This is a genomic window from Wolbachia endosymbiont (group A) of Opomyza germinationis (assembly GCF_964264765.1).
In the GTDB taxonomy this organism is placed as follows: domain Bacteria; phylum Pseudomonadota; class Alphaproteobacteria; order Rickettsiales; family Anaplasmataceae; genus Wolbachia; species Wolbachia pipientis.
The window spans coordinates 1,063,582-1,082,259 of sequence record NZ_OZ183482.1 but is presented as its reverse complement, the minus strand read 5'-3'; the positions used below and the strand labels follow the sequence as shown (position 1 = coordinate 1,082,259).

At 35.2% G+C, this 18,678-nt stretch carries 19 protein-coding genes and 1 other RNA gene; 10 read left to right on the top strand and 10 right to left on the bottom strand.

Annotation, left to right across the window (positions count from 1 at the left end; genetic code table 11):
• Window positions 1–6: 6 nt before the first annotated feature.
• The 3 genes from ACFEL3_RS05370 to nuoE form a co-directional block, all read right to left on the bottom strand.
• Window positions 7–324 carry a hypothetical protein gene (locus ACFEL3_RS05370; RefSeq protein WP_010082444.1) on the bottom strand — a complete coding sequence of 106 codons (318 nt, stop codon included), beginning with the start codon at window positions 322–324 and terminating at the stop codon, window positions 7–9.
• A gap of 191 nt (window positions 325–515) precedes the next feature.
• Complete coding sequence (gene tgt / locus ACFEL3_RS05365) at window positions 516–1,730, bottom strand: tRNA guanosine(34) transglycosylase Tgt (protein ID WP_010082445.1); 1,215 nt, start codon at window positions 1,728–1,730, stop codon at window positions 516–518.
• Window positions 1,731–2,231, bottom strand: a complete 501-nt coding sequence (gene nuoE / locus ACFEL3_RS05360) for an NADH-quinone oxidoreductase subunit NuoE (RefSeq protein WP_010962799.1) — start codon at window positions 2,229–2,231, stop codon at window positions 1,731–1,733.
• A gap of 224 nt (window positions 2,232–2,455) precedes the next feature.
• On the opposite strand from nuoE, the gene ACFEL3_RS05355 reads away from it, so the two are divergent.
• Together ACFEL3_RS05355 and rnpB are read left to right on the top strand one after the other, a co-directional pair.
• Window positions 2,456–4,582: a hypothetical protein gene (locus ACFEL3_RS05355; RefSeq protein WP_095742742.1), complete on the top strand. Its 2,127-nt coding sequence runs from the start codon at window positions 2,456–2,458 to the stop codon at window positions 4,580–4,582.
• Window positions 4,583–4,739: 157 nt separating this feature from the next.
• Window positions 4,740–5,089, top strand: an RNA gene (rnpB, locus tag ACFEL3_RS05350) — RNase P RNA component class A.
• Between the two features lie 51 nt (window positions 5,090–5,140).
• Here the strand turns inward: rnpB and ACFEL3_RS05345 are convergent.
• Window positions 5,141–5,911: a response regulator transcription factor gene (locus tag ACFEL3_RS05345; RefSeq protein ID WP_010962797.1), complete on the bottom strand. Its 771-nt coding sequence runs from the start codon at window positions 5,909–5,911 to the stop codon at window positions 5,141–5,143.
• Window positions 5,912–6,236: 325 nt separating this feature from the next.
• Between ACFEL3_RS05345 and ACFEL3_RS05340 the strand changes: the two genes are divergently transcribed.
• From ACFEL3_RS05340 to ACFEL3_RS05325, 4 genes are read left to right on the top strand one after another with little or no spacing between them, the layout of a single operon-like run.
• Entirely contained in the window at window positions 6,237–7,220 is a 984-nt protein-coding gene (locus ACFEL3_RS05340) for an NAD(P)H-dependent glycerol-3-phosphate dehydrogenase (protein WP_010962796.1), read from the top strand.
• Between the two features lie 19 nt (window positions 7,221–7,239).
• Window positions 7,240–7,722 carry a phosphatidylglycerophosphatase A gene (locus ACFEL3_RS05335; protein ID WP_006279290.1) on the top strand — a complete coding sequence of 161 codons (483 nt, stop codon included), beginning with the start codon at window positions 7,240–7,242 and terminating at the stop codon, window positions 7,720–7,722.
• Complete coding sequence (locus ACFEL3_RS05330; protein ID WP_006280097.1) at window positions 7,712–8,491, top strand: GNAT family N-acetyltransferase; 780 nt, start codon at window positions 7,712–7,714, stop codon at window positions 8,489–8,491. Before ACFEL3_RS05335 ends, ACFEL3_RS05330 begins: the two co-directional genes overlap by 11 nt.
• Before the next feature lie 42 nt (window positions 8,492–8,533).
• Window positions 8,534–9,670: a hypothetical protein gene (locus tag ACFEL3_RS05325; protein WP_010962793.1), complete on the top strand. Its 1,137-nt coding sequence runs from the start codon at window positions 8,534–8,536 to the stop codon at window positions 9,668–9,670.
• A 3-nt stretch (window positions 9,671–9,673) separates the two neighbouring features.
• On the opposite strand, the gene ACFEL3_RS05320 is transcribed toward ACFEL3_RS05325, so the two are convergent.
• Window positions 9,674–10,462: a succinate dehydrogenase iron-sulfur subunit gene (locus tag ACFEL3_RS05320; protein WP_010082472.1), complete on the bottom strand. Its 789-nt coding sequence runs from the start codon at window positions 10,460–10,462 to the stop codon at window positions 9,674–9,676.
• Window positions 10,463–10,548: 86 nt separating this feature from the next.
• Entirely contained in the window at window positions 10,549–11,001 is a 453-nt protein-coding gene (gene ybeY / locus ACFEL3_RS05315) for an rRNA maturation RNase YbeY (protein WP_010082473.1), read from the bottom strand.
• Window positions 11,002–11,025: 24 nt separating this feature from the next.
• On the opposite strand from ybeY, the gene ACFEL3_RS06860 reads away from it, so the two are divergent.
• Both ACFEL3_RS06860 and ACFEL3_RS05305 read left to right on the top strand, forming a co-directional pair.
• Window positions 11,026–11,157 carry a hypothetical protein gene (locus ACFEL3_RS06860; protein ID WP_255322244.1) on the top strand — a complete coding sequence of 44 codons (132 nt, stop codon included), beginning with the start codon at window positions 11,026–11,028 and terminating at the stop codon, window positions 11,155–11,157.
• Between the two features lie 15 nt (window positions 11,158–11,172).
• Complete coding sequence (locus ACFEL3_RS05305) at window positions 11,173–11,352, top strand: hypothetical protein (RefSeq protein WP_022626337.1); 180 nt, start codon at window positions 11,173–11,175, stop codon at window positions 11,350–11,352.
• Window positions 11,353–11,385: 33 nt separating this feature from the next.
• Here the strand turns inward: ACFEL3_RS05305 and ACFEL3_RS05300 are convergent, their stop codons facing one another.
• The 4 genes from ACFEL3_RS05300 to ACFEL3_RS05285 all read right to left on the bottom strand — a co-directional run bounded on the left by ACFEL3_RS05300 (window position 11,386) and on the right by ACFEL3_RS05285 (window position 15,270).
• A complete protein-coding gene (locus ACFEL3_RS05300) occupies window positions 11,386–11,784 on the bottom strand; it encodes an EVE domain-containing protein (RefSeq protein ID WP_007549395.1) in 399 nt (132 codons plus the stop codon).
• Complete coding sequence (ftsZ, locus tag ACFEL3_RS05295) at window positions 11,784–12,980, bottom strand: cell division protein FtsZ (protein WP_010962790.1); 1,197 nt, start codon at window positions 12,978–12,980, stop codon at window positions 11,784–11,786. Before ftsZ ends, ACFEL3_RS05300 begins: the two co-directional genes overlap by 1 nt.
• A 248-nt stretch (window positions 12,981–13,228) precedes the next feature.
• On the bottom strand, window positions 13,229–13,678 hold the full coding sequence (locus ACFEL3_RS05290) for a hypothetical protein (RefSeq protein WP_264329516.1): 450 nt from the start codon (window positions 13,676–13,678) through the stop codon (window positions 13,229–13,231).
• An 83-nt stretch (window positions 13,679–13,761) separates the two neighbouring features.
• A complete protein-coding gene (locus ACFEL3_RS05285) occupies window positions 13,762–15,270 on the bottom strand; it encodes a YifB family Mg chelatase-like AAA ATPase (protein ID WP_095742738.1) in 1,509 nt (502 codons plus the stop codon).
• Between the two features lie 122 nt (window positions 15,271–15,392).
• On the opposite strand from ACFEL3_RS05285, the gene ACFEL3_RS05280 reads away from it, so the two are divergent.
• Both ACFEL3_RS05280 and ACFEL3_RS05275 read left to right on the top strand, forming a co-directional pair.
• A complete protein-coding gene (locus tag ACFEL3_RS05280) occupies window positions 15,393–16,232 on the top strand; it encodes a polysaccharide deacetylase family protein (protein ID WP_265017977.1) in 840 nt (279 codons plus the stop codon).
• A complete protein-coding gene (locus ACFEL3_RS05275) occupies window positions 16,187–17,761 on the top strand; it encodes a penicillin-binding transpeptidase domain-containing protein (RefSeq protein WP_006280388.1) in 1,575 nt (524 codons plus the stop codon). The genes ACFEL3_RS05280 and ACFEL3_RS05275 overlap by 46 nt, the downstream gene beginning before the upstream one ends.
• Window positions 17,762–18,678 lie beyond the last annotated feature (917 nt).

Genomic DNA, 18,678 nt, shown 5'->3' with positions numbered 1-18,678 from the left:
TGTACTTTAATTATGTTGCTTAAGCTCACTAAAAAGTTCAATGAACGGTTGCAAAATCCTTTCTATAAAAAGTTTGCTTTCTGGTTCATCGCGTATATTACTTATCAGTTTATTCAAAGTTTTCTCGCTGTTTCGTAAAAATAAATAGCTTTCTACTGCTTGCACACCAGACAAGACAGTCAAAATTCCTCCTATCACTAGACAAGCAGCTATAGCAGGTACGGTACCCACTGCAATTGCAGTTGCGATTAATGATAACCCAGCTAAGAATGTAACGGCTGAAACGCAAAACGCTATTTGATGTTTTTCTTTATTGTTAACCATAAATACCTCACAAAAACTATATTTTTAACATACCAGTGTTGTCATGTATTGTCAAGTTTTTAAAGAAGATTAAAAAATGCAACGCACATGTGCAAAAAACGCTAACTATGGATTAGCCAAGGAAGAAAGAGTAGGAAGAGGAAGGCTTTTTCTGTTTTAGGGAATATAAAATAAGCGTAGAAAAATATGAACTAGGTGTATAATTCACAGTGTAGTGGTGTCTCACTAATCCAATTATTTTTCTCCCGATCTAGCCTATCATCTAATATAGCCTGCCTTATTGATGCCATTAACTTATTCATAAAGAAAATATTATGAATGGTAACGAGCGTGTAAGCCAGGAGCTCTTTAGCTTTCAGTAAATGGTGTATATAAGCTCTTGAATGTTTTCTGCAGGTAAAACATAAACAGTCACTTTCAATTGGGTTGTTGTCCAGCTCAAATCGTTGATTCCGCAAATTAATATGCTCTTTGCACTTTGAAGAAATAGAATTTCTGTTTTTTACTTTAACAAGTGCGCCACCATGCCTTGCTAAGCGGGTTGGATGCACGCAATCAAACGTGTCAATTCCAAGCTCTACTCCGCGAAAGATGTCCACAATTCCACCAATACCAAGCAAATGAGTAGGCCTGTCTTTTTTCAGGTGGTCCATAGTGAAAGAAACTACATCATGCATCTGCTCTTTACTTTGACCAAGTGATCCACCTATTGCTTGACCAAAAAATGGCAAATCGTTGATAAAATCACAACTTTCTCTACGTAAATCTTGATACACTCCGCCTTGACTAATTCCATACAGTGCCTGCTTGCCATTATTGTTTTTTTCAAATTCATTTAAAGAACGTTCAGCCCATCTGTGGCTCATGAGCATTGATTTTGCTGTGTATTCTTTGCTTACGTGAAATGGAGTGCATTCATCTAAAACTAGGATTAAATCTGCACCTAATTTCTGTTGAATTTGTACAGATTTTTCAGGAGTTAAGCAATAAATTTTACCATTAATGTAAGAACGGAAAATTGCCCCATCCTCATTAATTTTGATCAAAGTTTTTTGTTTTTTTCTTATTCCTTTTATCTCTTCCGAAACTGATCCGTGGCCTAAGCTAAATATCTGATATCCACCTGAGTCAGTTAGCATTGGCCCATTCCATCCTATCATCTTGCGCAAACCACCAAGTTTTGCAACAGTATTCTCTCCTGGTTGAAGCATTAGGTGATAGGTGTTGGAAAGTATGATTTGGGTACCAGCTTCACTTATTCTTTCAATATCTGCAGCTTTAATTGCAGCTTTTGTTGCGCAGAATATAAAAGCGGGGGTTTCTACGCTTCCATTTGGAGTTTTAATTGTTCCAACTCTTGCAGAACCTGATTGCTTGATTCTCTTGAATGAAAATTCTTCTTTCATCTATTTGCCTGAAAGTTCTGTTATGATGTTTTCTACTTTCTCAGGAGTAAGATTTTCATAGAAGTCATTATTGATCTGCACAACGGGAGCATTAACGCATGCACCTAGGCATTCAACTTCTTTTAAAGTGAACAAATTATCTTTAGTAGTCTCACCGATATTGATTCCAAGTTTTTTTTTAAAGGTATTTAAAACTTCTTCACTATTGCACAACCAGCAAGGAGTTGTTCTACAAATTTGTATTAGATATTTGCCTACTGGTTTTAAATTATACATGGTGTAAAAATTTGCCACTTCATATACACGAATATGTGGAATATGCAGCATATCAGCAACATAACGCATAGCAGATTCAGAAACCCATCCGCATTGCTCTTGAACCAGATATAGTAAAGGCATAACAGCACTACCTTCTCTACCTTTGGGATACATCTCTATAAACTTTCCCGCTTTCTTGAGGTTTTCTGATGTAAAACTAAACTGCTCTTCTTTTTCTATCATTCATGAGACTCGTGTAAACTTTAACAGATTATACCTGTAGAACCAATGATTGCAATTGTTGGTTTTTTGAGAAATAGCATAAAGCTTCTTAGCCCTCTTCAAGCTTATATTTACCTTTTAGTATAAAATATTATATTAATTTTTTAATTTTAGTTAAAATTTTCATTGACATTAACACACAGGAGTAATCATAATAGCATTTTATTAATATTTTAAATAAAATTATGTCTATATTAAGAAGATTGCTCGGGATCAACTCAAATACACCGGAAATTAAAGAAGCGATAGGTTTTAATCCAACAAACGTAGAATTAATTGAGGGGAATGGAGTTGCTTACGGACTCAGCTATCAAGATAATGGTAATGGGAGCAGTAAAGTAAAATTACTTATTAGTCCATTATATCAATCAAAAACATACGAATGTGGTACAAATATCAGCGTAGCAAATGAATTCAAAGATCAATTATCTCTCACATTAATAGAAGATTCAGCTGAAATAGATAAAGTTGGAGTTATCTTTCCTGAAGAAGGAATTAGCGAAGAAGGAGAAAAATGCGTTAAAGGCTTATCTTTTAACACTTACGGAATTAAACAATCAGTTAATACTCCTTCAGTTGAACATTTAGATAAAAGAAAATTACAAAAGAATATTGATAATAATAGTCTTGCAAATGTGGGCAATAGTTACTTTCAACCAAGAGCAGTGAAAGTTGGTAATGGTGACGTAATTGTAATCGCCCATAACTTAAAGGATCAAACTTTAGTTTCTTGGTACTTAAAGTCAAGCGAGAGCGGAAAATTTAAGGTATTGACTGGAGAAAAAGGTGTTACAGAAAGAAAATTGTTCAATTTTGATAATCAGGGGCAATTGGCATTAAATGGAAACACGATGCTTTATTCGCAAGTGAGCAAAAGGATTACTAAGGAAAATCAAGAGGTGAGAAAAACACGTATTTTTAAATTTGATATGGCTAAAGTGATTCAGGGTCTGAAGGATAGAGTTAATGGCTTTTTACTTGGTAATCGAAAAGGTCAAATAGATAATAAAGCACTATCTCTTTCTAGAGAACATGAAATAAGCTTTTTGCAGTATGTTGAACAAACGGAAGGAAATGATCTAGTTGCTTTTCTTGAAAATGACCAATCAGCTAATGAGCAGAGGTTACATATAGCAACTCTACTTAAAAATGGATCAGTGTCAGATTTTCCTATCTATCAATTTACAGATCCTATAGAGCAATTATATATTAAAGGCAACGGTCAGGGTGGTTTTATCGTAACTGCGGTAAGTGGAGAAAATATTGTAACTTTTAATCAAAACGGCTCTGGAAAATCTTCTGAAGCAACAATAATACCGGCAAATAGCATCAAAACTCTCAGTGATTTTGTTAATATCATTAACGGTCGATTAACGCCAGATATTATTTCTAGTAGTACCGTGGCTCCTATAACTGTTGCAGAAACGGTTGTGACTTCTAAGAAGACGCCGACTGCTGCAATTACTAGCACAGCAGAAACCGACGCTGTGAAGACTACTAAATTGACAACGGAAGCCGTTGCACCTACTTCTACAATGAATAAACCTTCAACAGAGTCAACGACTCAAACAAGTACAGTAACAGTGGAGCCAACAACAGCAACAAAAACAACTGCTACTTCACAAGCAACCACGATTACTGCAACGTCAACTAATGTGCCTTCGGAAACTGAAATAAGTACTGTAAAACCTACAGCAGCGACTGGTGCGTCGACTTCTACGATGAGTAAACCTTCAACAGAGTCAACGACTCAAACAAGTACAGTAACAGTGAAGCCAACAACAGAAGCCGTTGCACCTACTTCTACAACGAATAAACCTTCAACAGAGTCAACGACTCAAACAAGCACAGTAACAGTGGAACCAACTGCGCCAACAACAAGCTCAGAGAAAACTACACAAACAGTATTTAGTATACCAAGTACTAGAACAAAAGAGTCAACAACTCCTATATTCACCACGACTTTACTTCCTCAGTCTACTTCTTCACCACAACCTACTCAACTTGCTATAGGGTCTAATAAGGCAGGAATGATAGGGGGATCTTTGGTTGGAGCAATAGGTATTGTTGGAATTATAGGATTCATAGCATATAGATATGTTAAGGGTCGTAATGCTGCTCCTGTATTAGAACTAACTGATTTGGGTTATAGAAGGCGATCATCTTCAAGTAGCGATGAAGAAATTTTTACCACTGGTAACAGAATGCGAACTATATATCAATCTGAAACAGTGCTAAATAGTATATCAGTAGAAAGTAGTAGTCGATCAAGAAGTAGCTCATCGTCTTCAAGCGGTGGACCAGGCTCTTGACTAACTGAAGCGGAGTCTAAAAGTGAAAAAAGCTTATCTTGGGATAGTGATGATGTGCCGGAATATCACCTTTAGCTATTTGTCTAAATGTTTTTAATATGTAGACTGTTAGGAAATTGTCTTTTGCTTTTGTGATTTTCATGTTAAAGTATAATTCCTAGGTGAAATAAGTAGCTGCTGTTGTGTGATAAACATAGCAGAGGAAAGTCCGGGCTCCAAGGAAAAATAGTGACGGGTAATGCCCGCCGGAGGTAACTCCAGTTATAGGGCTACAGAAAATTACCGCCTAAAATATTTTTAGGTAAGGGTGAAAAGGTGTGGTAAGAGCACACCATGGCAATGGCAACATTGGTAGTCGAGTAACCAACACTAGGAGCAAGATTAAATAGAAGTAGATTTTATGTTTTCCTCATATCTACTCGGGTAAATCGCATGCGGTAAATGGTAACATTTACTCCAGATAAATAGCTACATAAACAGAACTCGGCTTATATTTCACCTAGGCGTTCACATGATACGTGCGATATAAGCCATGCTATATTTAAATGTGTAGGCATTTCATGCGTTGTCCTTCACTTGTTCTGCTTGATAGCCATCACTACTTTCGCCTACATTAACATTAGAATATTCATCATCATCAATATACTCTTTCAGAACATACCCTCTGCCCCAAACGGTTTCTATGTGGCTTTTTCCATCATTTGCACTTTCAAGTTTCTTACGTAATTTGCACATAAAAACATCAACTATCTTGTTATCTGAAGGTTCATCCAAGCCATTGTAAAGATGATTTAAGAACATTTCTTTTGTTAGTACTGTTCCTTTACGCAGTGCTAGCAATTCTATCATAGAATACTCTTTATTAGTAAGGTGAACCGTTTTACCTTTCACCTCAACAACCCTGTGATCAAAATTGATATTTATATTACCAATCTTTATCACCGATTCAGGATGGCCTTTAGTACGACGCACTATGGCCTTAATTCGAGCTAATAACTCGCTTTTATGAAATGGCTTGGTTAAGTAATCATCGGCACCATACCCGAGTCCTTTAGCTTTGTGATTGACAGCGGATATGCATGAAAGTATTAAGACAGGAACTTTGATTTTTGCACTTCTTAGTCTTAACAATATATCATATCCGTCAATATCACCAGGTAAGTGTATATCTAAAATAACTAGGTCATAGTAATCTCCGTTTGAGGAAACCATATTATTGTTATAATCTTGTGCAGAAGTAACAACGTCACAGAAGTGTCCATCAGAAGTTAAGGCGTTAACTACAGTCTTTGCACTTACTTGATCATCTTCAATTAATAATATACGCATATTTTACACCCCATAAATAATTTATAATTTTAGTAATATATATAACTAAGGAAAGTAATAAATCAAATTTTTATTAACAAATGATCAAAATTACACTTATTAATTAATAGTAAATATATTGTTCCAAAGTTATATAAATAGATCTAAAATATAATAGACATACCATGATAGTAATAATATTTTTAGTAAATATTGAATTAAAGTTACTATTATTAAAAGAATACTTCGGTTAATAAATATTTAACTATTCTATATGTCTGTGTTATATTTTTAATTTACTTATCCTACTATTTTAAAGTATAAGTAATATTTTCAGGAATATTGTGTGGCAATATCAATTTTAGGTGCTGGTGCATGGGGTACAGCAATCGCAATTTCATTAGGTAGTAAGAAAGATGTGATTTTGTGGACTCACAATGAAACTACATTTGAATCAATCAACGGGAAAAGAGAAAGTGACAAGCTACCCGGTTGTCGAATTTCTGATAATGTGTCAGTAAAATTGGCTATTGAAGACATAATTAATGCTTCAGTAACAATCCTCGCTGTTCCCACTCAGTCTCTGAGGAAGGTATGTCAGCAATTGCATAATTGTAATCTGAAAAAAGATGTAGCAATAATTTTAGCTTGTAAGGGAATAGAAAAGTCTACATTAAAATTACCTAGTGAAATAGTAAATGAAATTTTACCTAACAATCCTATTGCTATTTTTTCAGGTCCTAGCTTTGCTGTAGAAGTTGCAAGAAAATTACCCTATTCAATGGTTCTTGCATGCCAAAATAACACATTAGGTTCAAAGCTAGTATCAGAGCTGCAACAAGAAAATGTTAAATTGGAGTTTAGTAACGACATTATAGGAGTACAGATTTGTGCAGCGTTAAAGAACGTTTTTGCTATAGCGTGTGGGATTGTTCTAGGTAGTAAACTTGGGTTTAATGCTCATGCAGCATTGATTACGAAAAGTATGAGCGAAATTAAGGCTTTATACTCAGCAAAAATTGGTGACGGTAGTGTGGATATAAATACACTACTTGGGCCAGCATGTCTGGGTGACCTAATTATGACATGCACATCCTTGAATTCAAGAAACTTATCTTTTGGGTTTAAAATAGGTAATAGTGACAATGGCTTTAATGTTCAGCAGATTTTGTCAGAAGGCAAGTCAGTGATTGAAGGTTTTAGCACTGCTGAGTCCATATTTAATTTAGCAGGAAAGCTAAAGATAAAAATGCCTATATGTGAAGCGGTCTATAGATTATTGTATGAAAGCGCCTCTATAGAGGATACTCTTTCTGTTCTTATAAGTTAATTTTGTATTTGGATATATTGTGAAATTTTTATATAAATTAATATCAACGTGGTGGCTGTCTGGAACAGTAAAAAAAATGCCAGGTACTGTGGGTAGTTTGGCTTCTTTTCCGCTTGTTCCTGTAATCCTGAGCAACAAAATTTTAGGTGCAGCAATTATTTCTTTTTTATTCTTAATTGGATTATGGTCTACAGGTAATTATATAAAACATTACAAGACTTCATGTGATCCAAAAGAGGTAGTAATTGACGAAGTGGTTGGTCAATTGCTGACGATACTTTTAGTTTCGATATTGTTAAGCCAAGAGATGAATTGTTCTTCATTGTTGTTGTGCTTTTTTTCTTTTAGGTTTTTTGATATAATAAAAACGTGGCCTATAAATTTAATCGATAAAAATACCAAAGGTCCTTTAGGTATTATGCTAGATGACGTTATAGCTGCAATTTTAGCCTGTGTTCTTATAGGAGCCTTTTATTGTTTATTGTTGGTGTATGCAGGATAAAAAAATTTATTATTCAAGCTTAATTGTTCAAAATCTAAAGGATTATATACTGTACACAGCGAATTTATCTGAGTGGGAAGTACACGATGAATTTGATAACATCATATTTACAATAAATGGTACCAGGGAGTCATTATTTAATTTTGTGTTCTGTGGAGATCAATGTACCGAGCTTTCTATACAAAAAACTCTAGATTATCTCAGAACAAGAGATATAGAAGCAACATGGGTAATAAATTCACATATGAAAATAAGAGATATTTTAGAAAAGTGTGAAATAAAACACGTTAGCACACCAAAAAAAGCTTTACTTAATATGAAAAATTACTTTTTACCTGCTGATGTTATTCCAAACTTGAGGTTAAATGCTGTGAATGGTAGCAACCTCTTAGAACAGTTAGATCTACACACTTCTAAAATTTTTTATCATGGCGTTGGAATTGTCAGCACATTTTTTCGCGGATTATCAAATTATGATGATAAGAACTCAAGATTAAGATTTTTTCTTGTAACACTAAATAATGAAATTATTGGGACATGCGGTCTTTATGTTCAAGATAGCGTAGCTGGTTTTTATAGTGATGGAGTTTTACCAATTTACAGGAATCGTGGAATAGGTACCCAAATGGTTTTAGAAAGAATAAAGATAGCTAAACAGCTTGAATGCAAATATATAGTAGCACATTGTATGAAATCTTCTGTGAACCTTTATAAGAGATTGGGCTTTCAAATGTTAGGCAATCTTTACTTATATACCTCTTCAGCATAATTCTGAGCGGTTACAAATTTTTACATTTGTTTTAAAAGTGCTATGTTTTTTTTGTATGAAGTGGTTTTAATATTGATTCTAATATTATTCTTTCTCTCTTATTCTAAATTAAAAATTAGTAATAAGATTAAGAACTTACAGCATCAAAATGTTATCATAAATAATTTAATTGATACTGTGAATGATGGGTTTTATATTTGGGATGCAAAAAAACGTATAGAAAAGTTCTCTCCCAATTTACTAATTTTGCTTAATACTGTTTTTTACTCATTTAATGAGTTTGTGAATTTTTTTGAGCAATCAGAAAGCTTAATCAAAAATTTTGTTGAGGCAAAGGAAATAAATAAATCTTTTACTCTAGATTTAAAGTCAAAAGACAGTGAGGTTTATTGCATATGTTACGGTAGAAGCATAATAGATGATTCTAACAATGTGATAGGTGTGCTGTTATGGATAAGGAATGTCTCAGACTGTAAGATAAAGGCTAACGGACTTGAGTTAGAAAATAGTAAGCTTACACAGGAAGTGGAGAGCTATAAAAACGTTTTCAACTCTTTACCATTTCCAATACTAAGATATAACAAGAGTAGAAAGGTGGAATTTTATAACTTGTTTTATGATAAATATGTAGATGGTTCTAAGAAATTTGCTATTACCGGTAGCGCTCATAGCACAAAACCAGGAAGACATGTCATAACTTATAAGAACGAACCTAAGGTTTTCGATTTTGTTAAAATTCCAATACAAGGTTCTGGTAGCATAGTAATGTATGGGAAAGATGTTAGTGATGCAGAGAAATTATATACTGAATTAAACAGTTATTTAGCTACACAGAAAAATTTGCTTGAGAGGTTACCGGTTGCTATAGTAATATATAGTAAGAATCAAAAGCTAAAATTTTATAATAATGCTTTTATAAAAACCTTTCAATTTGACCCAAAATTTTTGGCATCTTACCCAACTTATCACGAAGTTATGCTTTACCTCTTCGAATCTAAAAAGCTTTTAGAAAAAGAGGATTTTCAAACTATTAGTAACCAAAGACATGAGTTGTTCAAAAAATTATTTGAATCGTACGATGATACGATGCACTTCACAAACGGAAAAGCGTTCAGGGTATTAACAATACCCTACGCTTCGGAAGGTTTGCTGTTCTCTTACGAAGAATGCAAAAGATAATACTTAAACTCCTTCTCTCTCTACCATGAGCTGTTTTACTTTCGCTATTGCTCTTGCTGGATTAAGTCCTTTAGGACAAGTTTTTGTGCAATTCATTATTGTATGACAACGATACAACTTGAATGGGTCGTTTAAAACATCAAGTCTTTCACCTGTCTTATTATCACGGCTGTCAGCAATCCATCTGTAAGCTTGTAATAGTATTGCTGGTCCTAAAAATTTATCACTATTCCACCAGTAGCTTGGGCAACCAGTCGAACAGCAAGCACATAATATACAGTCGGACAAGCCATCTAATTTTTTTCTATCTTCAGAAGATTGAGAGTATTCTTTATTTGGTAGGGCAGGCTTATCTGCTTGTAACCAAGGTTTAATTGATTTGTATTGCTCATAAAATTGGCTCAAATCCGAGACTAGGTCCTTTATTACATACATGTGAGGTAATGGATATATTTTTACGTCACCTTTTATATCATGTATAGATCTAGTACATGCAAGAGTATTGGTTCCGTCAATATTCATGGCACAAGATCCACATATGCCTTCTCTACAAGAACGTCTGAAAGTTAAAGTCGAATCTATTTCATCCTTTATTTTTATTAATGCATCAAGTACCATAGGGCCACAACTATCCATATCAATAAAAAATGTGTCTATTCTAGGGTTTTTCTCGTCATCAGCAGACCAACGGTAAATTTGAAATCTTCTGATGTTTTTTGCTCTAGCAGGAATAGGATAAATTTTGCCCTTTTGATTAATTTTAGAATTCTTTGGCAAAGAAAACTGAACCATATCACTTACCTTTTATTGTTTATAGCTAAAACCCTTTGTAGATAACATATTTTATTATCATCTACTATATTTTTATTAAATTCCTTTTAAATCGCACACATATTGTAGCCAAGCGAAGCTAAAATCTCTCTTTCTAGATTTTTCATTATAATTTCTTCATCTTTTTTTTGGTGATCATAACCAAGTAAATGCAGTAATCCATGCACTAACATGTGTGCAATGTGAGCAAGAATGGGTATATAATACTCATGCGATTCTCTTTTTATTGTGTCTATTGAAATTGCTATGTCTCCTAAATCGCACTCATTAGACAATTGTTCATACGGAAATGATAGTACGTTAGTTGGCTTATCCATTTCTCTAAATTTTAAATTAAGTTGATGTAGCAAGTCATCATCAGCCAGAGCTATTGATATATTTGGTTTATAGTGGTCTATTTTTAATTCTTTTAGAGAAGCATTGATGACACCTAATACAAAATTTTTAGGATTTTCTATAATGCTGCACCATTTCTTGTCAAGAATATTTACTTCTAACATGAGTGACACATCAGTAAGGGTGTCATGCAAATAGCTGACACTGGAATCCAAAAAAGAAGAGTTATAGACCCTTGTGTCATGTACACAACTGTACGAATATTGTACACTAGAAGGATGTCATCCCAGTGTCTAGGCACTGGGATCCAGGAATTTTGATTAGACATCAAGTTAGTGAATATAAAAGTAGCTAATCTTATATTAAAACACAACGGCTTTAATGTGGTTGCATTAAGGCTGGATTCCAGTGTCAAGCACTGGAATGACACCTTTGTGTTTGATGCAAAATCGGCTATAACGTTTAATGCACTGCCTTCGAGACAAATATTCATACAGCTGTGCGTTGTGTGCTGAGATGACATCATTTAGGAACTGAAATGACAGGTATTACACATCACTCATCCTTATTATTTCATTCCATTCAATTTCCGAAACTGGGGCAATTGATAAACGTGGTTGTTTTAATATAGTCATATTTTTCAAAAGTGGGTTTTGTTTTATATTATTTAACGTTACTTGGTTATTTAAAGGTTTCAAAAACTTTACATTCACTAATCCGAACTTGGGATCATTAACATGATAATACTCTTTAAATACTTCAACGATTCCAAGTATTGCTTTCTCTTTACCTGTATGATAAAAAAACGCAAGATCGCTTGCTTTCATAATTTTCATGTAATTTTGAGCTTGATAATTGCGCACACCATCCCACTCAACTACCTGCTCCTTTTCCATTTTTTGCCATGAGTATTCACTTGGCTCTGACTTAAGTAGCCAAAATTGCATTATTTTTTTCTTCTTAAGTAAGCTGGTATATCATAGATATTGCTGCCCCACTTAGCTCCTTCGCTTACCTGTTCAGCTGGTTTTGTTTCCAGTGTTTTGTCTTGTGTACTTTCACTTTGACTATATGGCCACTTAAATTTCTCTTTCTCTGAGTCTTCGCTCTGACTTATAGGTGAAGTTTCTGATTTATTATTGCGACCATCAATGCCAGTTGCAAGAACAGAAACTCTAACTCTTCCCTCCATCGCTTGATCAAAAGTAGCACCAAATATTATATTTGCATTTTCATCTACTTCTTCACGCACTCTATTGGCTGCAGCATCAACTTCAAACAGAGTCATATCTCCGCCACCAGTAATGTTAATTAATATTCCTTGCGCACCTTTCATTGATACATTATCAAGCAATGGATTAGATATTGCAGCCTCTGCAGCACTAATTGCTCTATCTTCTCCTTCTGCCTCTCCGGTGCCGATCATCGCTTTGCCCATCTCGCTCATTACTGTTTCTATATCAGCGAAGTCAAGATTGATAAGCCCTGGCATGACCATCAAGTCAGTTACTCCTCTGATGCCAATGTGCAGAACATTATCAGCAAGTTTAAATGCATCAGAAAATGTAGTTTTTTCATTTGCAATTCTAAATAAATTCTGATTTGGAATGACAATAAGTGTATCCACGTATTTTTGCAGTTCTTCAAGTCCAAGCTCTGCAATGCGCATACGGCGCACACCTTCAAAACCGAACGGTTTAGTTACAACTCCAACAGTCAATATCTTTTTTTCTTTTGGCGCTCTATCCTTAACTGCGGCTCTTGCTTCTCTGGCTGCTTTTGCAATTACCGGTGCTGCACCGGTTCCAGTACCACCGCCCATTCCTGCTGTGATGAAAAGCATATGACTATCTTTTATATGCTCCATAATCTCATCAATTGACTCTTCTGCTGCACCTTTGCCAACATCAGGCAAAGCACCAGCACCAAGCCCCTTAGTTAAATTAATGCCAAGCTGAATTTTTTTATCACATAACGACTTTTCTAGTGCTTGAGCATCGGTATTTGCGACAACAAAATTCACTCCTTGCAAATTAGATTGGATCATGTTATTCACAGCATTTCCACCAGCACCACCCACTCCCACAACGGTAATCCTTGGGTGTAATATAGGCAACTCCGGCAGACTAAGATCAATAGACATTTAAATTACTCAAATTTAGCGAATTCACTTGATAATAAGTTACCGCTTTTTTAATAATATGCAAATACTTTTCACTTCTATAGGCGTAAATAGTAAACGGGATTTACTTATTCTTAACATTTATACTAATAAGTGCCGTTAATTATAATAACTAGATTCTTAGATGACATCACTTAACCGATGCAAAAAATAGAAAACGTTTATAAAAAGGGACAGAAACCTATCCCTTTTTATTTTGTTGAAGATTATTATATTGTCTGATCTTTCCCTTTCAATGCTTCAACTGCAACATCTTTTAATTTTGAGGCAACTTGATATGTTCCATAAACAGCAGCAACTGCAGCAATTGCCATTATGGCACCCGCAACTATCTGACCAGCAACACCTGTTCCGATAAATCCAGGTAATGAAGCAGCTATTGCTTGATTTGTTCCAACAAAGTAACTGGCAGTCTTAGCAAGAAACCCAGAAGCTTCTGCTGCACTAACAAAGCCTGCTTTCATATGCATTGCTGTAAAGACAACACTTGCAACTGCAAGCGGAAATAATGCTGTTCTCCCTTTATTATGCATAGCGTACTGACCAGCTCCACCAGCAGCACCAGGAATTCCCCAGTATTTTTCAGCTTGTATATATCCTTCTGAAATAGCATGAAAAATGCCATCCTCTTTTCTATACTCATAATTTGTTAATGCCATAACTCTACTCCTTAAATAGAATGTTAAAATTTCATTAAGGAAGCATATAGTAAAAAAAATTGCCTGTCAAGTAAACTAATTTTTTAATATACCTTTATTCTGTAATTGAGCGCTTCAGCAATGTGTGCTCTTTTTACTTCTTCACTTTTTGCAAGATCTGCAATAGTTCTTGCAACTTTTAATACGCGTGTGTAGCCTCGATTGGAAATGTAATTTTCTTTCAGTACGTATTTTAGCAATTCTAACCCTGCCTGATCTGGTTCAGTAAATTTATTAAATGCTTCACCGCTTACTTCTGAATTGCAACGAATATTTAATTCACTATAGCGCTCAGTTTGAACTTTTCTTGCTGCTATCACTCTTTCTCTTATAATTTTAGTACTTTCTCCCTCCACAGAGATTTCAGGAGAGAGTATGCTAACGTTTGGCATTTCAATGCATATGTCTATTCTATCAAGCAATGGGCCTGATATTTTGTTTTTGTAATCTGTGCCACACTTTGGAGCTTTGTTGCACGATCTGCTTGCATCACCTAAATAACCGCACCTGCAAGGGTTCATTGCAGCTATCAGTTGAAAATTGGCAGGGTAGGTTATGTGAGCATTTGCCCTTGCAACGGTAACTTTTCTATCTTCAAGTGGTTGGCGCAGAGAATCAAGCACGAGTCTTGGAAATTCAGGTAGCTCATCAAGAAATAACACGCCATTGTGAGCCATGGTAATTTCTCCGGGTTTTGCATTCTTTCCTCCTCCTATCATTGCTGGCATGGAACATGAGTGATGAGGTTCACGAAAGGGGCGAGTTACTTTGAATATTTCATTACCAGTTTTTGTTATGCTGGAAATAATATTAACATCAATCATCTCCTGTTCGGTTAAATCAGGCAGCAATCCTATAAAGCGCTTAGCAAGCATTGATTTTCCAGTACCAGGAGGGCCAACAAGAAGCATATTATGCCCACCTGCTGCTGCAATTTCAGCTGCTCTTTTTGCAACAACTTGGCCTTTAATATCCTTCATATCGGGAACCAATCTTTTTTCTTTGGGTGCATCACTATATTTAAAAATTACTGGCTGAATTAATTGCTCACCCTTAAAGTGTCTGATAATATCAGTTAATTTCTCTATAGCTAGAATTGAAACATTCTTTACCCATGAAGCCTCTACTCCATTTCCCCTTGGGCAAATTACTCCTTTATTTGCCTGTTTTGCATTGATCGCTGTTGGCAGCACTCCTGAAACTGGAATAACTCTGCCATCAAGGGCAAGCTCACCCATAATGATATAAGACTGAACTTTTTCAACTGGTATCACATTCATTACAACAAGTAGTCCAATAGCAATAGCCAAGTCATAATGACTACCTTCTTTCAGTAAATCCGCAGGGGAGAGATTAACTGTAATTCTTTTTGGAGGTAGTAGTAGATTGATTGAATTTAACGCTGCTCTGATGCGTTCTTTGGATTCCGCAACAGTTTTATCTGGCAATCCAACAATATTAAAAGCTGGAATACCATTTGCCATATGAATTTGTGCATTGACATTTACTGTGCTAATTCCCTGAAGCGCAACGGTATTTATATTTGCAATCATAATATATTATATAAAATTGTTAATACAATATATTAAAGAAGCGATGAAGTAAAGGCTACAGCAATTAAAGATGGCTTAACTTAGCAAAAAAGTGTAGTATTCTATCACTTTGCTGATTACAAATGTTTATAAGGATAATCACTTTTTTCTTACTATATTCAAGTACGGCTTTTTGTAGTGATTGTAATTTTAATTTACCATACTGTGGGCTCAGTTGTAATCTAGATCTATCATATAGAAATTTAAGTAATATAAAAAAATTATTGAATAACGACGATAAGTTTGTTGCGCTTACGTTTGATGATGGACCGTCTAACAATAGAGTAAACGATATTATTAATGTTCTGGAAAGCTATGAAGCAAAAGCAACATTTTTTGTGCTTGGTGAACGTATAAATGAAAAAACGTCTGAAATAGTAAAGAAAATTCATGAATCAGGTCATGAGTTAGGCAATCACTCTTGGTCGCATAGGAAGTTGACATCACTTTCAAGTGAGGAACAATTGCAAGAATTGGAAAAGACAAATACAGCAATTAAAAATGCAATAAAACAAGATGTAAAATGGTTTCGTCCGCCATATGGATGTTATGACGATAATCTGATTGAAAATACTGATCAATTAAATACGTATTCAATATTATGGACAGTTGATTCGCTAGATTGGCAAGGTGATAAGCCAGAAACTTTAGTTGAAAGAGTTTTAAGTAATGTACATAATGGAGCAGTTATACTGTTTCATGATCACAATAACAGGTCAAACACAATTGAAGCTTTACCTCATATTATTAAAATACTAAAAAAATCAGGTTATAAGTTTGTGACCTTAAGTGAGTGGGAAAAAAGGGTTTGTAATACGGTAAAAGCCAGAAGTGTAACAATAAAAGAGGGGAAAAAAGTGTGTTTTGAAGGAATGTTATGTGGACAAAAAACAAAGTCTTTAACCGCAGAGCATTCATATTAGGTGGTATTCAGCTTACCATTTCTGCGGTTTTTAGTTGCAGGTTATATAATTTACAAATACGAAACAGACAAAAGTACGAAGCACTATCTAATAGTAATAGAATAAGAGTTGCTACTATTATGCCTAAGCGGGGCAAAATTTTAGATAGGAATAGCATTGAACTTGCGGTAAACAAAATTTCGTATGTTGTTTTGTTTGATGGTTCTGGTAAGGAAGTTGATTTGCAGACATTATCAGAAGTCGAGTCTAAAATAGCAAAATCGTCAGAAAAAATAACTGCTCTTTATAAACGTTATTACCCGTTTGGTTCAATGTGTTCTCATGTAATCGGATATACAAAAAGACAGCAAGGCATAAGCGAAGTAGGAATCAGCGGTATTGAATATACATATGATCATATATTGAAAGGCAAGTCAGGAAAATCTGAGCAGGAAATAAATTCTAAAAAACGCGTCATAAAAGAATTATCAAGCATACCACAACAAGACGGACAAGATGTACAACTGACAATTGATATTAATCTGCAAGAGAAAACCGCAGAGGTATTTAAAGATCACCAAGGCTCCGCAGTGGTAATTGATGTAAATAATGGAGAAATTTTAGCATTATATAATTCACCTTCTTACGATAATAATCTTTTTGCTAGCAGGCTATCAAATGAGACTTGGGAGAGCTTGAATGCTCCTTCATTGCCGCTCGTGAATCGTGCGTTATCATATCAAATTCCACCTGGTTCAATATTTAAAGTAATAGTTGCGCTTGCGGGTTTAAAAGACGGGATAATAACACCAGAAGAGAAATTCTCGTGCAAGGGCTATATGAAAATAGGTGAGCGGAAATTTCGTTGTCTGAAAAGCAAAGTCCATGGGTATGTATCTTTAAATGAGGCAATGGCATTATCATGCAACACTTACTTTTATAATATAGGGAAAAAAATAAGTGTAGACTCTCTAGTAGAAATGGCCAGAAAATTTGGTATTGGAAGTGGGCCACTGATTGGAACGTTTAAAGAAGAAGCTCCAGGGTTGTTGCCAGATAGAGATTGGCGTACACGAAAGCTATATTCGCAGTGGTATTTAGGTGACACTATCAACTTAGTTATAGGACAAGGGTATATGCTTACAACACCACTACAGCTTGCAGTTCTTGCAGCGAGGATTGCAACAGGAAAAGAGGTAATTCCCCGCATTAAGATGAATGAAACGATACAAGATTTTCCCGATATTGATGTGGATTGTGAGCATCTTAGCATAGTTCGAAAAGCTATGTTTGACGTGGTGAATTCTAAAACTGGAACCTATAAGAAAGGGCTAAGCGGTATACAAATTGCTGGCAAAACCGGTACACCAGAAATAAACTCTAAGGGCGAAAGTCATAAGTTATTTATCGCCTATGGCCCTTACCATAACCCGCGCTATGCAATCTCTGTGTTTATAGAACACGGCAAAGCCCCACGCCAAGATGTTGCTATAGCTAATGAAATATTTCAGTATATGCTTGAAACTATGAGTATTAAACTTCTTGCATAACCATATAACAAACTTTTATTGGGAATAGAAACGAAAAAACTTACTTGACACCCTTCGCCAGCGCCCTTATCATGATAGTGAAGCTATTGTATTTGCTTTCGCCAATCTGCAGATTAAAAGGTAAGGATTACTTAATGTATCGGCGTCTTATGTTCAATTTTTTGCAGTATATAGATACTGTATGTCTTTACAAAACTTCATCTACATCTAGATTTTTATCTAAATAAGCTGAACGCGCTTATAAAGCGTTACAAGACATCAAAAAATGCCAATACTCGACAGAGATAGTAAAAGACTAGCTAACTCGGGGATTCTTTGTCTTTTTTTCTGCTTAGTAAATTTCTTAAACATTTGCAGCGTAAGTTAGTTGCAATTAAAAGCGGCTGAATCTCGCTTGTCAAGCGTTTAAAACATAAAAAACGCCAATATTTTAAAGCGGATAATAACCACGGGGCTTCTTTTGCCTTTTTTTTCATTTGGTAAATTTCTTAATATTTATAGCTAAACAACAACCGTCATCCCGCTACGTGTTAGCGGGATCTATGCTTTGAGATACCGCGAATGAATCGCGGTATGACGGTGTAGATGATGGTTAAGTAATTCGTCATCCCGCTACGTGTTAGCGGGATCTATGCTTTGAGATACCGCGAATGAATCGCGGTATGACGGTGTAGATGATGGTTAAGTAATTCGTCATCCCGCTGCTTGTTAGCGGGATCTATGTTAAGGTATAGTAGGGGATCTATGTTAAGAGATACCGCGAATGAATCGCGGTATGACGGTGTAGATGATGGTTAAGTATCCCGCTACGTGTTAGCGGGATCTATGCTTTGAGATACCGCGAATGAATCGCGGTATGACGGTGTAGATGATGGTTAAGTATCCCGCTGCTTGTTAGCGGGATCTATGCTTTGAGA

Bases quoted from the DNA above. Each gene is read 5' to 3' on its own strand.
- ftsZ (WP_010962790.1), bottom strand. From the start codon at position 12,980: ATGTCTATTGATCTTAGTCTGCCGGAGTTGCCTATATTACACCCAAGG.
- ACFEL3_RS05275 (WP_006280388.1), top strand. From the start codon at position 16,187: ATGTGGACAAAAAACAAAGTCTTTAACCGCAGAGCATTCATATTAGGT.
- ACFEL3_RS05345 (WP_010962797.1), bottom strand. From the start codon at position 5,911: ATGCGTATATTATTAATTGAAGATGATCAAGTAAGTGCAAAGACTGTA.
- nuoE (WP_010962799.1), bottom strand. From the start codon at position 2,231: ATGATAGAAAAAGAAGAGCAGTTTAGTTTTACATCAGAAAACCTCAAG.
- ACFEL3_RS05280 (WP_265017977.1), top strand. From the start codon at position 15,393: ATGTTTATAAGGATAATCACTTTTTTCTTACTATATTCAAGTACGGCT.
- ACFEL3_RS05285 (WP_095742738.1), bottom strand. From the start codon at position 15,270: ATGATTGCAAATATAAATACCGTTGCGCTTCAGGGAATTAGCACAGTA.
- tgt (WP_010082445.1), bottom strand. From the start codon at position 1,730: ATGAAAGAAGAATTTTCATTCAAGAGAATCAAGCAATCAGGTTCTGCA.
- ybeY (WP_010082473.1), bottom strand. From the start codon at position 11,001: ATGTTAGAAGTAAATATTCTTGACAAGAAATGGTGCAGCATTATAGAA.
- ACFEL3_RS05320 (WP_010082472.1), bottom strand. From the start codon at position 10,462: ATGGTTCAGTTTTCTTTGCCAAAGAATTCTAAAATTAATCAAAAGGGC.
- ACFEL3_RS05290 (WP_264329516.1), bottom strand. From the start codon at position 13,678: ATGGCATTAACAAATTATGAGTATAGAAAAGAGGATGGCATTTTTCAT.
- ACFEL3_RS06860 (WP_255322244.1), top strand. From the start codon at position 11,026: ATGCAAATAGCTGACACTGGAATCCAAAAAAGAAGAGTTATAGACCCT.
- ACFEL3_RS05355 (WP_095742742.1), top strand. From the start codon at position 2,456: ATGTCTATATTAAGAAGATTGCTCGGGATCAACTCAAATACACCGGAA.
- ACFEL3_RS05325 (WP_010962793.1), top strand. From the start codon at position 8,534: ATGTTTTTTTTGTATGAAGTGGTTTTAATATTGATTCTAATATTATTC.
- ACFEL3_RS05370 (WP_010082444.1), bottom strand. From the start codon at position 324: ATGGTTAACAATAAAGAAAAACATCAAATAGCGTTTTGCGTTTCAGCC.
- ACFEL3_RS05330 (WP_006280097.1), top strand. From the start codon at position 7,712: ATGCAGGATAAAAAAATTTATTATTCAAGCTTAATTGTTCAAAATCTA.
- ACFEL3_RS05300 (WP_007549395.1), bottom strand. From the start codon at position 11,784: ATGCAATTTTGGCTACTTAAGTCAGAGCCAAGTGAATACTCATGGCAA.